This is a genomic window from Variovorax restrictus (genome assembly GCF_051216715.1).
Taxonomy (GTDB): Bacteria; Pseudomonadota; Gammaproteobacteria; order Burkholderiales; family Burkholderiaceae_C; genus Variovorax.
Genome location: NZ_JBPJZH010000004.1, coordinates 32,811 through 46,263, shown reverse-complemented (window position 1 = coordinate 46,263; position 13,453 = coordinate 32,811). Strand labels below are relative to the sequence as shown.

Genomic DNA, 13,453 nt, shown 5'->3' with positions numbered 1-13,453 from the left:
GGCGCGCATGTTGCTGTCTGCGTGGATCAGCGGGTTGGGGCTCGGGAGCATGTACGGGCTGATCGCCCTGGGCTTCTACGTCACCTTCGCCGTGTCGGGCACCGTCAACTTCGCGCAGGGCAGCGCGATGATGCTGGGGGCGGTGTTCACTTTCTGGTTCGCGCAGACGCTGGGCTGGCCGATGCCGCTGGCCATCGTGCTGGCGCTGGCGCTGTGCGGCGTGTACGGGCTGCTGGTCGAGTTCGCGGCGGTGCGGCCCTTTGCGAGCCGCGGCTCCGACGCCTGGCTCATGGCCACGGTCGCGCTCGGCATCGTGGTCGACAACCTCGTGATGTTCACCTTCGGCAAGGAGCCGCGCAGCCTGCCGTCGCCGCTGGCGGTCACGCCGCTGCAACTGGGTGACATCGGCCTGGGCGTGTACCCGCTGCAGCTGATCATCCCCGTCGTCGGCCTGGCGCTGGCGGCTGCCCTGCATGTCATCGCGCGGCGCACGCGCTGGGGCATCGGCATGCTGGCGGTGGTGCAGAACCCGGCGGCCGCACGGCTGATGGGCATCCCGATCCGGCGCGCGGTGGCGGTGGCCTTCGCGCTGTCGGCGGTGTTCGCCGGCGTGGCGGGCGTGCTCATCGCGCCGCTCTACAACGTGCAGGCCGACATGGGCACGCTGTTCGGGCTCAAGGCCTTCGCGGTCGCGATCCTCGGCGGCATCACCAGCGCCTGGGGCGTGATGATCGCCGGGCTGCTCTTCGGCCTGGCCGAGGCGCTGATCACCTCGACGCTCGGCTCCGGCTACACGCAGATCCTCACCTTCGCGCTGGTGATCGTGGTGCTCGCGATGCGGCCGCAGGGCCTGTTCGGCCGCGCCGCGGTGAAGAAGGTATGAGCGCTGCAGGCATGCGCTGGCCCGCGCTGATCGGGCTCGTCGCGCTGATGGCCGCGGGCGTCGCGCTCGCGGCCACGGTAAACGGCTACTACGTCTTCGTGCTGGCCAACGTCGCGCTGTTCGCGATCGTCGGCATCGGCCTCAACGTGCTGGTGGGGCTGACGGGGCAGGTGTCCTTCGGCCACGTTGGCTTCTATGCGATCGGCGCGTACGCGGTCGCCATCCTCACCGGCAAGGCCGGCTGGAGCTTCTGGGCGGCGTGGCCGGTCGGTGCGCTGCTGGCCGGCGCCATGGGTGCGCTGCTGGCGCTGCCGGCGTTGCGGGCACGCGGGCCGTACCTCGCGATGATCACCATCGCCTTCGGCTTCATCGTCGAGCACGCGATCGTCGAGGCGCGCGACCTCACCGGCGGGCAGAACGGCATCATGGGCATCGCCGGCCCGGTGCTCGGCGGGTTCGCGCAGGGCGAGCGGGCGGCGGCGATGCTGGCCGTCGTCACGGCAGGCGTGGCGCTCGCGGCCTTCGCGCTGCTGTCGCGCGGCGGCTGGGGTGCGGCGATGCGCGCGGTGCGCGACAGCGAGACCGCGGCCGAATCGATCGGCCTCGACCCGCTGCGCGTCAAGACGGTGGCCTTCGCCGTGTCGGCCCTGTGCGCGGGCGCGGCGGGCGGCTTGTTCGCGCCGCTGTCGGGCTTCGTCACGCCGCACACCTTCGGTTTCGGGCAGTCGATCCTCTTCGTGCTGGTCGTGATGATCGGCGGCGCCGGTTCCATCGGCGGGCCGCTGGTCGGTGCGCTGATCGTCGGGCTGCTGCCCGAGGCGCTGGCGAGCCTGGAGGAATACCGGCTGCTGTTCTTCGGGCTGCTGTTGCTGGTCGTGCTGTGGGCCGCACCGGACGGCGCCGCGGGGCTGTGGCGCCGCGTGATGGGGCGACTCATGCCGGCGAAGGCGTCGATGCCGACGGCCTTGTCGAACGCGCCCGTCGCGCTGCCGTCGCGTGCGCTCGGCGCGCCCCTGGCGGCCGACGGGCTGACGATGCAGTTCGGTGGCGTGCGCGCGGTGAGCGATCTCGCCTTCGAGACGCGCGCTGGCGGCATCACCAGCCTGATCGGCCCCAACGGTGCCGGCAAGACCACGGCGCTCAACATGCTGAGCGGCTTCTACCGGCCCACGGGCGGCGGGTTCCGGCTCGGCACGACGCCGCTGCAGGGGTTGCGTGCCTTCCGCATCGCGCGGGCCGGCGTGGCGCGCACGTACCAGACCTCGCAGCTCTTTGGCAGCCTCAGCGTCGAGGACAACGTGGCGCTCGCCCTGGGCCGCGGCACGCTCGGGCCGCTGCTCGGCGCGCAGCGCTTTCGCGCCGAGTCGGCCCGCGCGCAGGCGCGCCAGCTGCTGGCCTTCTGCGGCTACACCGGTGCGGCCGACACGCCCGCGGCCGACCTGGCGCACGTCGACCGCCGCCTGGTCGAGATCGCCCGCGCGCTGGCCACGTCACCGCAGGCGCTGCTGCTGGACGAACCCGCGGCCGGCCTGTCGCGCGAAGACAAGGCGCAGCTCGCCGCGCTGCTGCAGCGCATCGCCGCGGCCGGCATCGGCGTGCTGCTGGTCGAGCACGACATGGAACTGGTGATGGGCATCTCGCAGCACATCGTGGTGCTCGATGCCGGCCAGCGCCTGGCGGTCGGCGATGTCGCCGCGATCCAGGCCGACCCGGCGGTGCGCAAGGCCTACCTCGGCGAGGCGATGGTGCCGGGGGATGCCAAGGCCGCGCGCCACGCCGTGCCCGCCGATGCCCCCGAAGTACTGGGCGTCGGCGCGCTCGTCACCGGCTACGGCGCGAGCCCGGTGCTGCACGGCATCGACCTGCGCGTGAAGCGAGGCGAACTGGTCGCGCTGCTGGGCGCCAACGGCGCGGGCAAGTCGACGCTGATGCGCTCGCTCGCCGGCCTGCACCGGCCGGTGAAGGGCGGCATCCACCTCGAAGGCACCGAACTCACCGGCCTGCCGGCCGAGCAGATCGTCGCGCGCGGCCTGGTGCTGGTGCCCGAGGGGCGGCAGGTGTTCCCGGAGCTGAGCGTGCGCGACAACATCCGGCTCGGCGCCTTTCTCGACAGCCGCGACGTCGACGCGCGGCTCGAATCGATGCTGCAGCGCTTTCCGCGGCTGCGCGAGCGGCTGCACCAGCGCGCGGGGCTGCTCTCGGGCGGGGAGCAGCAGATGCTCGCCATCGCCCGCGGCCTGATGTCGAAGCCGCGGGTGCTGCTGCTCGACGAGCCGTCGCTGGGCCTCGCGCCCAAGGTGATCGCCGAGCTGTTCGAGGCGCTCGACGCGTTGCGCAGCGAAGGTCTCACAGTCGTGCTGGTCGACCAGATGGCCGCGCTCGCGCTGGCGCTGTGCGACCGCGCGTACGTGATCGAGGGCGGGCGCATCGTGGCGCAGGGCAGCGCGGCCGAGATCGCTGCGGACGGCGCACTGGCGCGCGCCTACCTCGGCGCGGCCTGAATCGTTCCGGCGCCCGGCCGGCGGCACCTGCCGCTGCCCGGCACAATCACCGGATGCGTTTCTTCAAGGACCTGAGCCTCTCGGCCTTCACCGCCGGGTTCGTCGCGGTGCTCGTGGGCTTCACCAGCTCGGTCGTCATCGTGTTCCAGGCCGCGCAGGCCTTCGGCGCCACGCCGGAGATGATCGCCTCGTGGCGGGGACGCCGGTCGCCCCGTCATCGTCGGGCAGACCTTAGGCGGCACACTGGCGATCGCAGCGGCCGCGTATGGCGCCGAAGGATCACCGGGCTGGGGATGAACCAGCTGAAGTCGACGTGGCGAGTGCGCCCGCCAGACTGGCGCGACTGGCGATCAGGATGAGTTTGCCGGTCCAGTGCGAGGCAAAGACGAGTACCGGGCTGGTGGCCTAAGTACTGGGCATCAGCTGCATGCTGCAGCTCTTAGCGCTCACCCGCTTCGATGACATCCGCCGGACGAGTGCCGCCATCGCCCGGCTTCAAGCTCAAGGGGAGCATGAATGATTGAAAACAAGCAGCTCTGCCGGATCGGACGTTTGGCCATGGCGTACCTCGCCCTGGCACTACCGCTCGCTGCCGACGCAAAGCTACAGGAGGAGCAGTTCGATCTTCCGGTCAAAGTCAGCGATGCCTACGGCAAGACGATCGAGCAGACGATCAAAGTCACTGTGTTCTGGGACGATGCCAACCCTCGGCCTGCCCCCGTGATGGTGCTCAACCATGGGCGTTCGGCCGAGGCTGTAGAGCGCGCGGAAATGGGACGCGCACGTTATCTCAAGTCTTCGCGCTACTTCGTGGCGCAGGGCTTCATCGTCGCCGTGCCGACGCGCATCGGGTATGGCGTGACGGGTGGCGAGGACGTCGAAGATTCGGGCGGATGCAGCGCGAAGCGCTACGAGCCTGGCTACGCCGCGGCGCTGGCGCAAACCGAAGCCGTGCTGGGCGCAGTGCGGAGTCGACCTGGCGTCGACCGCGACCGCGCTGTCATCGTTGGCCAATCCTTCGGCGGCACCACCGCCATCGCCGCGGCAGCGCGCAACCTTCCAGGCGTGGTCGCGGCGATCAACTTCGCAGGCGGTGGCGGTGGCAACCCGAAGACTCAGCCTCGACGCCCATGCGCCCCCCAGCGGCTGGAGCGCTTGTTCGGACAGTACGGTGCCACCGCAAGAATCCCGACGCTTTGGATCTACACCGAAAACGATCAGTACCTCGGTGCCGTCCATCCTCGCGAATGGTTCGAGGCATTCAAGGCCGCTGGCGGCATGGGAGAGTTCGAGCAGTTTCCCCCGCAGGGCGAAGACGGCCATGCGCTGTTTGTGCAGCACCCCGAAACTTGGCAACCGAGGGTGCGTGCGTTTCTTGCACAGGTCGGCTTCGAGCCTGCTGCGGGATCCAGAAAATAAATCGGCTGCGCGACGTGCTCGCACACGGCGACACGCAGGAGGCCGTCTACAACGGCGTCCTGCTCAGCAAGGCCACGCTGCCTGCCAACTACCGGGAGAGTCTGGGTCAGGTGATTGCCACCAACTGGCAACAGGGAGCAGGCTGAGGTCGCGCGCTGCCCGGCACAATCGCCGGATGCGTTTCTTCAAGGACCTGAGTCTCTCGGCCTTCACCGCGGGCTTCGTCGCGGTGCTCGTGGGCTTCACCAGCTCGGTCGTCATCGTGTTCCAGGCCGCGCAGGCCTTCGGCGCCACGCCGGAGATGATCGCCTCGTGGATGTGGGCGCTCGGCCTCGGCATGGGGCTGGCGTCGGCGCTGCCGTCGCTCTGGCTGCGCAAGCCGGTGATGGTCGCGTGGAGCACGCCCGGCGCGGCCGTGCTGGCCACGGCCGGCGCGGGCTACGGCATGGGCGAGGCGGTCGGCGCCTTCATCGTGTGCGCCGCGCTCATCACGCTGGCCGGCGCCACCGGGGCGTTCGAGCGGGTGATGAACCGGATCCCGATGGCGATCGCCTCGGCGCTGCTGGCGGGCGTGCTGGCGCGCTTCGGGCTGTCGGCCTTCTCGGCGGCACAGACCGCCCTGCCACTGGTGCTGCTGATGCTCGGCACCTACCTTGTCGGCAAGCGGCTGGTGCCGCGCTACGCCGTGCCGCTCACGCTGGGCGTCGCCATCGCGTACGCGGCGCTGCGGGGCGAGCTGGCGTGGTCGGCCGTGCACTTCAGCCTGGCGATGCCGGTGTTCACGATGCCGGTCTTCACCTGGCAGGCCGCGGTGAGCCTGGCGCTGCCCTTGTTCGTGGTGACGATGGCCTCGCAGAACCTGCCGGGTGTGGCGGCCATCCGCGCGGCCGGCTACGACATGCCGATCTCGAAGCTCATCACGCTCACCGGCGTGACGACGCTGGTGCTCGCGCCTTTCGGCGGCTACGCGCTCAATCTGAGCGCCATCACCGCTGCCATCTGCATGGGCCGCGAGGCGCACGAAGACCCGGCGCGGCGCTACACCGCGGCCGTGAGCTGCGGCGCGATCTACGTCGTCATCGGCCTGTTCGGCGCGGCCGTCACCGGGCTGCTCACCGCCTTCCCGAAGGAACTGGTCGCGGCCATCGCCGGGCTGGCGCTGCTGGGCACCATCGGTGGCGGGCTGGCCGCGGCGCTGCGCGACGAGTCGCACCGCGAGGCCGCGCTCATCACCTTCCTGGTCACGCTTTCGGGCGTGACCCTCGCCGGCATCGGTTCGGCCTTCTGGGGCGTGGTGGCAGGCGCCGTCGCGCTGGCGATCCAGCAGCTCGGGAAAAAGGCCGCCGCAGGCAAGGACATCGCGCCTGCCTGCAAGATCAAGCAAGACACCCAGGCGGCACAACGCGCCGCCGGAAAGACACCATGAGCCGCAACATCCTCTTCGTCGCCGACCCGCTCGAGCACTTCAAGATCTACAAGGACACGACCTTTTCGATGATGCGCGAGGCGCAGCGCCGGGGCTGGCGCGTCGCGGCCTGCCTGCCACAGGACCTGACCTGGAAGTCGGGCGGCGTGGTCACGGCCAACGTGCAGCAGATCACGCTGACCAGCGACGCACGCGATTGGTACCACGTCGACATCGATGAGTCGAAGGCGCTGAAGGATTTCGACGTCGTGCTCATGCGCAAGGACCCGCCCTTCGACGCCGAATACATCTACGCCACCCACCTGCTCGAGCAGGCCGAGCGCGAAGGCGCGCGCGTGGTCAACAAGCCGCGGGCGCTGCGCGACCACCCGGAAAAGCTCGCGATCATGGAGTTCCCGCAGTTCGTCACGCCGACGCTGGTGACCCGCAGCGCGGGCGCGGTGCGCGACTTCCACGCCGAGCACGGCGACATCATCTTGAAGCCGCTCGACGGCATGGGCGGCATGGGCATCTTCCGCGTGAAGCAGGATGCGATGAACCTCGGCTCCATCATCGAGACGCTCAACAAGGACGGCGCCGAGACCATCATGGTGCAGCGCTTCGTGCCGCAGATCGTCGATGGCGACAAGCGCATCCTGATCATCGGCGGTGTGCCCGCGCCCTTCGTGCTGGCGCGCATCCCGCAGGGCACCGAGGTGCGCGGCAACCTCGCGGCCGGCGGCAAGGGCGTGGCGCAGCCGCTCACCGAACGCAACCGCGAGATCGCCGAAACCGTCGGCCGTGCGCTCGCGCCGCGCGGCCTGCTGCTCATTGGCCTGGACGTGATCGGCGACAGCGTTACCGAGATCAACGTGACCAGCCCGACCTGCTTCCAGGAGATCACCGAGCAGACCGGCTTCGACGTGCCGGCGATGTTCGTGGATGCGCTGGAGGCGGAATTGAAAAAGGGACCGTGAGGTCCCTTCGGAGGTGAGCGCGGCCGGGCCGCCCGCTCAGAATTCCACCGAGGCGGTCAGGCTGAAGGTGCGTGGGTTGCCCAGCACCAGGTAGCCGGAGCCCGGGTAGCCGCCGACCGAAGCCCAGTAGTCGCGATCGGTCACGTTGTCGATGCGCGCGCGCAGCGTGACCAGCTTGCCGGCCATCTCCGTCACGTAGCGCGCGCCGATGTCCAGACGCGACCAGCCCGGCACGCGCAGCGTGTTGGTGGCATTGGCGTAGCTGCTCCCCGAGGCGACCACGCGGGCGTCCAGGGACAGGCCGGTCACGCCCGGCACGCGCCAGTCGACGCCGATGCTGCCCTGGCGTTTGGGCACGCCGATGACGTCCTTGCCGTCGGTGACGGCGCTGCCGGTTTCCTTCTGCTCGGCGTCGAGCAAGGTCAGGCCGCCGAGCACGCGAAGGCCCTTCACCGGCTCGCCGAAGACGGCGAACTCGACGCCTTGGTGGCGGTCCTTGCCGGCCGACCGGAAGAAGCCGTTGTCCACCAGCGCACGCGGCTTCTCTGTCGAGAAGAAGGCCACGTTGCCGCCGATGTTGCCGCCGTCGTACTTGACGCCGACTTCCTTCTGCTTGGACACGTAGGGCTTGAGTTGCTCGCCGACGTTTCGCACCGGCGAACCGGCTGACAGCGCTGGCGCGGTTTCCCCCTGCGACAGGCCTTCGATGTAGTTGGCATACACCGACACGTCGCTGCGCGCCTTGAAGACCAGGCCGACCACCGGACTGGTCCGGCTTTCGCTGTACGACGTCTCCACGCCACCGGCGGCGGTCTGCACGCCGTTGCTGACGACGCGGTAGGAGGTGTCGCGCGTCGCGATGTTCTGGTGGCGCAGGCCCAGCGTGAGCCGCGCGCGGTCGTCCAGCAAGGACAGCGTGTCGCCGACGGCGAAGCTGTTCAGGCGGGTCTCACCGTTGATCGCCGGGCTGCTCAGGTCGTTGCCCAGGAAGTTCAGGCGGGTCTGCGGGGAATAGCGGGGTGCGTAGATGTTCGAAGCGATCGAGTTCGCGGTGCCGGTGCTCAGGCCGTAGGCGTTCTTCTTCTCCAGCCCGAAGTACGAGCCGGCCAGCACCCATTCGTGCCCCACGCTGCCGGTGCGCAGCTTGCCGCGCAGGCCGACCTCGGCCGTCTTCACCTCGTCTTCTCGTGTGTTGTCGAAGCGTGACGTGGTGAAGGCCCCCGTGCTGCCGTTCGACACCGTGGCGCTGGCCAGCGAGTTGGCTTCGTGGCTGTTGCGCACGCCGGCGGCGGCCCAGGCCGTGATGTCCGACGTGAGGTCATATTCGCCGCGCACCGTGCCGAAGGTGTCGCGCTCGTTGGAGTAGGTCCAGGGCTGGGCGAAGTTGGTCTTGTTGTCGGGGGCGGAGGGCACCGCCGTCACGGCCGTGCCCAGCGTCACGTTGGGCCGCGTGTTGCTCAAGCGGTGTTCCTGGTGGCCGATGTCCGCGGAGAGGCGGGCGTTGCGGCTGCGCCAGTCGAGACCGACGGACAGGACGTCGAGCTTCACGTCTTCGTCATCGACGGCGGTGCCGCCTTCGCGGTGTGCGGCGTTGACTCGGATGCCGGTGCTCTGGTCAGGGCCGAAGCGGCGCGAGATGTCGGCGGCCACATAGCCCTGCGAGCCGCTGGAGACGCCCGCCGTGACCTGCGTCAGCGGATCGTTGCCTGCGCGCTTGGGCAGCAGGTTGATGTTGCCGCCGATGCCGCCGCCGGAGGGCGTGGCGCCGTTCAGGAAGGCACTGGCGCCGCGCAGCACCTCGACCCGCTCGAACAGCTCCGACGAGATGTACTGGCGCGGGAGCAGACCGTACAGGCCGTTGTAGGCGATGTCGTCGGAATTCACGATGAAGCCGCGGATGAAATACGACTCCTGGAAGTTGCCGAAGCCGCGGGCGACACGCACGGTCGGGTCGTTCTGCAGCACGTCGGCCACGCTCTTGGCCTGCTGGTTCTGGATCAGTTCGCTCGTGTAGCTCGTCGTGGAGAACGGCGTGCTCATCACATCCTGCGTGCCCAGGATGCCGACCCGACCACCGCGCGCCACCTGGCCGCCCGCATACGGCTTGGCCAGGCCTTCTGCCGATGCGTCGGCGCTGGCCTCGACCGTCACGGTCGACAGGGTCGACGTGCTCTCGGCGGTCGGCGCCGGCGTTTGCGCCAAGGCGGCGATGCCATGGAGTGTCATCGCCGCGGCGAGAGTGACGGGGCGAAGCGGAACAGACAGAGACGACATGGGTTTGAAGAATGCAAATGAGAATGGTTATTATCTCTTTGCACTCGGCCATGTGGAACTCACGACGCGCGGATTCTCGACCGCACGTTGTTTTGCGCCCACGGGCGCGATGCGAATCAGCCGGCCCGGCGGCCGTCCACGAACACTGCCAGCTCGCCCGCCGAGAACGGCGTCCACTGCTCGTTGGTCGTGAGCGGCGCAGTCACGATCACGGCAACCCGGTCGTCGAGCGTCGTGTGCTGGGCGAAATCCATCTGCACATCCTCGTCGGCCAGCTTCGCCAGCGTGAACGGGTGCTGGCGCTCGATGTACCAGAGGTTCGTCGACGCATGCGCCCACAGCGCCTGGCCGTTGGACAGCATGAAGTTGAAGGTGCCGTGCTTCGCGAGCTGCGGCGCCAGCTCGCGCAGCGTCAGCGTGAGCTCGGCGACGCTGGGCACGTCGGCATGCGACTTGGCCAGTTCCTGCATCACCCAGCAGAAGGCGTGCTCGCTGTCGGTGCTGCCCACCGGGTGGAAGTTGCCGTGCAGCCGCGGCCGAAAGTCCTTCAGGTCGCCGTTGTGCGCAAACACCCAGTAGCGGCCCCACAGCTCGCGCACGAAGGGGTGGCAGTTCTGCAGGTTGATCGCGCCCTGGGTCGCCTTGCGGATGTGCGCGATGACGTTGCGGCTCTTGATCGGGTAGCGGCGGATCAGCTCGGCCACCGGCGAGTCACAGGCCGGCAGGTGGTCGACGAAGTGGCGCAGCCCGCGGTCCTCGAAGAAGGCGATGCCCCAGCCGTCGGCATGGTGGTCGGTGCGGCCGCCGCGCTGCGCGAAGCCGGTGAAGCTGAAGGTCACGTCGGTGGGCGTGTTGCAGTTCATGCCGAGCAATTGGCACATGGTCAGGCTTCTTTCGGCGGTGGGGGAGGGGTGTTGCGGACGCGCAGTTGCAGGGCCGCGAGGATGGCGATGGCGCACAGCGTCGACAGCATGAAGAAGACCTCGTTGAACGCGGCCAGCCGCGCCGGACTGGTCGCCGCCTGCGTCAACGAATCGCCATGCGCCGCGAGCCGCCACTCGAGCACGATGGCGCACAGGCTCACACCGGTGGCGCCGCCGAGCATGCGCAGGAAGCTGATGGCGCTGGCGCCCTGCGGAATCAGCGGCGTGGCCAGCGGCCGCATCGCGCCGAGGTTGAGCGACGGCAAGATGAAGCCCAGCCCGATGCGCCCGATGATCGCGAAGCCCACCAGCAGCCACAAGGTGCTGCCCAGCGTGAGCACCTGCATCAGCGCGAAGGACACGGCCAGCAGCGCGAGCCCGATGCTGACCAGCAGCCAGGTCGGATGCCGGTCGGCCAGCCGGCCGACCAGGGCGATGGCGATGGCCAACACGATGCCGGCCGGCAGCATGATGGTGCCGACATGCGAGGCCGACAGATGCAGCGCCACCTGCATGTACACCGGCAGCAGGTAGGTCGAGCCGAACAGCGCCGTGCCGTAGATGAAGGACACCACGCTGCCCATGGCGAACTGCCGGTAGCCGAAGAGCGCCATGTTCATCAGCGGCGCGCCGCCCTGGCCCGCCAGCCGCTTCTGCCACCAGACGAAGACCGCGAGTGCCGCCACGGCGCCCGCCAGCAGCAGGGCGGCCTCGACGGGTGCGTCGCCGCGCAGCGCGACCAGGCCATTGAGCAGGCACAGCGTGCCGACCAGGCCGAGGAGCAGGCCGCGCCAGTCCAGCCCGTCCGTACGCGTGGCGGTGACGTCGCCCGGTGCCGTGGTCGGCACGAACTTGTAGGCCAGCCAGATCGATGCGAGGCAGAAGGGCACCACCATGAAGAAGATGGAGCGCCAGCCGAACAGGTCGACCAGCACGCCGCCGATGCTCGGGCCGATGGCGGGCGCCAGCACCACGCCCATGCCGAAGATGCCGCTGGCACGGCCCTGTTCGTGCGGCTCGAAGGCGCGCAGGATGATGATGGCCGGAATCGGCTGCACCACGCCCGCGGCCAGCCCCTCGGCCACGCGCGCCAGCAGCACCAGCGAGAACTCGTTGGCCAGCCCGCCGGCCACGCCGCCCGCCAGCAGCAGCACCATCGTGCCGACATAGGTGCGCCGGTAGCCGTAGCGGCCCAGCAGCCAGGGCGTGGTGAGCATCGACACCGTCATCGCCACCATGAAGCCGGAGCTCACCCACTGCGCGCGCTCCTGGCCGAGGGCGAAGTGCTGGCTCATGCCAGGGATGGCCACGTTGACGATGGTCGACGACATGATCGACGCCATCGTGCCGACCATCACGGAGAGCAGCAGAAGCCAGCGGTAACGTTCGCCGTAGCGGTCGCGCAACGAATGGAGAGGCGTGTTGTTCATCGAAAGGGGCGGGAGCTCGGCGCGGCTGGCCTGTCCTACAAGGATACGGGCCTTTGCGCTGCGAAGCGTCGGCGGTCGGTGCGGAGAATGTCAGGGCTGTCACGCCGGTGCCGCGATTTCGGTCGCGCTTTCTCCGCCTCCAAAGAATATCGACCATGGCTACCACCCTTCACGACGGCGGCAACGCCGCCACGCCGCCCGACGCGGCCGACATGCCGACCGGCGAGATGCACTCGCTGGCGGCCGACCTGCGCGCCCCGACCATCAGCCGCGCCTACCAATGCCAGTGCGGGCGTCCTGTGTTTCTCGGCAACAGCCAGTGCCTGGCCTGCGGCACGCCGCTGGGCTACGTCACCGAGCGCCTGGGCGTCGTACCGCTGGCGCCCGCCACCCATGACAACGCCGAGCCCGACACCTTCACCGTGTTCGGCGACACTGGCGGCAAGGCCTGGCGCCGCTGCAATAATTTTCTGACGGCCGCGGGCTGCAACTGGATGGTGCCGGCGCCGCGTGATGGCGACCCCGCGTCGTTCAACACCGAAGGCCTCGCGCCCGGCTTCTGCCTGTCGTGCACCGCCACGCGGACCATCCCCGATCTGTCCATCGAAAGCAACGGCAACCTGTGGCGCAAGCTGGAGCAGGCCAAGCGTCGGCTGATGTCGCAGCTGCTGGCGCTCGGGCTGCCGGTGGTCACGCGCCATGCCGATCCGGTGCATGGCCTGGCCTTCGACTTCCTCGGCAACGTGCCCGGTGGACCGCACGTGCTGACAGGCCACGAAGAGGGACTGATCACCCTCAATGCCGAAGAGGCCGAGGACGCCGTGCGCGAGCGCATCCGCGCCGAGATGCGCGAGCCTTACCGCACGCTGGTCGGCCACTTCCGCCACGAGATCGGCCATTACTACTGGGACCTGCTGGTCGCCCCGACCCCGTGGGTCGACGACTACCGCGCCCTGTTCGGCGATGAACGTGCCGACTACGCCACCGCGCTGCGCACCCATTACGAAAACGGCCCGCCGCCCGACTGGGCGGACCGCTTCGTCACGAGCTACGCCAGTTCGCACCCGTGGGAAGACTGGGCCGAGACCTGGGCGCACTACCTGCACATGGCCGACACGGCCGACACGGCGATGAGCTTCGGTGTCGATGCGCAGAACGTCGAACTGGCGAGCGACCTGTTCGAGCCGTCCGACCTCTGGCAACCCGAGCACCCCGGCGCGATCAAGTTTCTGGACTTTCTCAACGGCTGGGTGCGCCTGACCAACGTGCTCAACGAGCTCTCCCGCAGCATGGGCCAGCCCGACTACTACCCCTTCGTGCTCCCACGCGCGGCCGTAGGGAAACTCCAGTTCATCCACCAGGTGATCACCGAGCAGCGGCAGCGCAGGCAGACAGGCGCGACGAATGCGTCGAGCACGACCACCGATGTGGCGCTGGAGCCGGCCGAATCCGGCGCGCCGATAGACGCGCCTGCACCGATCGCCGCACCGCCGATCCAGACCGTCGGTGCAACCCAGGGCCAGGGCCAAGGCCAGAGCCAGGGCCAGACGCAGGCACAGCAACCCTTCTTCCAGACCGGCTTGCAGCAGAACCAGGGCATGTTCGACAACAGCCCCGGCAACACCCAGCAACACTGACGGC

Annotated in this window: 10 protein-coding genes and 1 pseudogene; 8 read left to right on the top strand and 3 right to left on the bottom strand. The window is 69.2% G+C overall.

Translation table 11 applies throughout. The features are described from left to right. Nucleotides 1-7 precede the first annotated feature (7 nt). From ACSFA0_RS21190 to gshB, 7 genes and pseudogenes are all read left to right on the top strand, one after another. Nucleotides 8-883, top strand: coding sequence for a branched-chain amino acid ABC transporter permease (locus ACSFA0_RS21190; protein ID WP_435452264.1), 876 nt, complete (start codon nucleotides 8-10; stop codon nucleotides 881-883). Continuing rightward, nucleotides 880-3,384, top strand: coding sequence for a branched-chain amino acid ABC transporter ATP-binding protein/permease (locus ACSFA0_RS21185; RefSeq protein ID WP_435452263.1), 2,505 nt, complete (start codon nucleotides 880-882; stop codon nucleotides 3,382-3,384). The genes ACSFA0_RS21190 and ACSFA0_RS21185 overlap by 4 nt, the downstream gene beginning before the upstream one ends. 53 nt (nucleotides 3,385-3,437) lie before the next feature. Continuing rightward, nucleotides 3,438-3,578, top strand: a pseudogene (locus tag ACSFA0_RS21180) (benzoate/H(+) symporter BenE family transporter); the annotation flags it as partial. A gap of 322 nt (nucleotides 3,579-3,900) precedes the next feature. Continuing rightward, nucleotides 3,901-4,803 (top strand): dienelactone hydrolase family protein, encoded by a 903-nt coding sequence (locus tag ACSFA0_RS21175; RefSeq protein WP_435452262.1) that lies wholly within the window; start codon nucleotides 3,901-3,903, stop codon nucleotides 4,801-4,803. Between the two features lie 14 nt (nucleotides 4,804-4,817). Continuing rightward, on the top strand, nucleotides 4,818-4,949 hold the full coding sequence (locus tag ACSFA0_RS21170; RefSeq protein ID WP_435452261.1) for a hypothetical protein: 132 nt from the start codon (nucleotides 4,818-4,820) through the stop codon (nucleotides 4,947-4,949). A 29-nt stretch (nucleotides 4,950-4,978) separates the two neighbouring features. After that, the gene (locus ACSFA0_RS21165; protein WP_435452260.1) at nucleotides 4,979-6,229 is read left to right on the top strand and encodes a benzoate/H(+) symporter BenE family transporter; all 1,251 of its coding nucleotides are present in this window, start codon (nucleotides 4,979-4,981) and stop codon (nucleotides 6,227-6,229) included. Further along, nucleotides 6,226-7,185, top strand: coding sequence for a glutathione synthase (gene gshB / locus ACSFA0_RS21160; RefSeq protein WP_435452259.1), 960 nt, complete (start codon nucleotides 6,226-6,228; stop codon nucleotides 7,183-7,185). Before ACSFA0_RS21165 ends, gshB begins: the two co-directional genes overlap by 4 nt. Before the next feature lie 36 nt (nucleotides 7,186-7,221). Here the strand turns inward: gshB and ACSFA0_RS21155 are convergent, their stop codons facing one another. The 3 genes from ACSFA0_RS21155 to ACSFA0_RS21145 all read right to left on the bottom strand — a co-directional run bounded on the left by ACSFA0_RS21155 (nucleotide 7,222) and on the right by ACSFA0_RS21145 (nucleotide 11,812). Then, a complete protein-coding gene (locus ACSFA0_RS21155; protein ID WP_435452258.1) occupies nucleotides 7,222-9,459 on the bottom strand; it encodes a TonB-dependent receptor in 2,238 nt (745 codons plus the stop codon). A gap of 116 nt (nucleotides 9,460-9,575) precedes the next feature. Then, a complete protein-coding gene (locus tag ACSFA0_RS21150) occupies nucleotides 9,576-10,340 on the bottom strand; it encodes a class II glutamine amidotransferase (protein WP_435452257.1) in 765 nt (254 codons plus the stop codon). 2 nt (nucleotides 10,341-10,342) lie between these two features. Beyond that, complete coding sequence (locus ACSFA0_RS21145) at nucleotides 10,343-11,812, bottom strand: DHA2 family efflux MFS transporter permease subunit (protein ID WP_435452256.1); 1,470 nt, start codon at nucleotides 11,810-11,812, stop codon at nucleotides 10,343-10,345. A gap of 155 nt (nucleotides 11,813-11,967) precedes the next feature. On the opposite strand from ACSFA0_RS21145, the gene ACSFA0_RS21140 reads away from it, so the two are divergent. Then, nucleotides 11,968-13,449, top strand: coding sequence for a zinc-binding metallopeptidase family protein (locus ACSFA0_RS21140; protein WP_435452255.1), 1,482 nt, complete (start codon nucleotides 11,968-11,970; stop codon nucleotides 13,447-13,449). Nucleotides 13,450-13,453: the final 4 nt, after the last annotated feature.

Coding starts and splice junctions, on each gene's coding strand:
- ACSFA0_RS21155 (WP_435452258.1), bottom strand. CDS start 9,459: ATGTCGTCTCTGTCTGTTCCGCTTCGCCCCGTCACTCTCGCCGCGGCG.
- ACSFA0_RS21140 (WP_435452255.1), top strand. CDS start 11,968: ATGGCTACCACCCTTCACGACGGCGGCAACGCCGCCACGCCGCCCGAC.
- ACSFA0_RS21190 (WP_435452264.1), top strand. CDS start 8: ATGTTGCTGTCTGCGTGGATCAGCGGGTTGGGGCTCGGGAGCATGTAC.
- ACSFA0_RS21165 (WP_435452260.1), top strand. CDS start 4,979: ATGCGTTTCTTCAAGGACCTGAGTCTCTCGGCCTTCACCGCGGGCTTC.
- ACSFA0_RS21175 (WP_435452262.1), top strand. CDS start 3,901: ATGATTGAAAACAAGCAGCTCTGCCGGATCGGACGTTTGGCCATGGCG.
- ACSFA0_RS21150 (WP_435452257.1), bottom strand. CDS start 10,340: ATGTGCCAATTGCTCGGCATGAACTGCAACACGCCCACCGACGTGACC.
- ACSFA0_RS21145 (WP_435452256.1), bottom strand. CDS start 11,812: ATGAACAACACGCCTCTCCATTCGTTGCGCGACCGCTACGGCGAACGT.
- gshB (WP_435452259.1), top strand. CDS start 6,226: ATGAGCCGCAACATCCTCTTCGTCGCCGACCCGCTCGAGCACTTCAAG.
- ACSFA0_RS21185 (WP_435452263.1), top strand. CDS start 880: ATGAGCGCTGCAGGCATGCGCTGGCCCGCGCTGATCGGGCTCGTCGCG.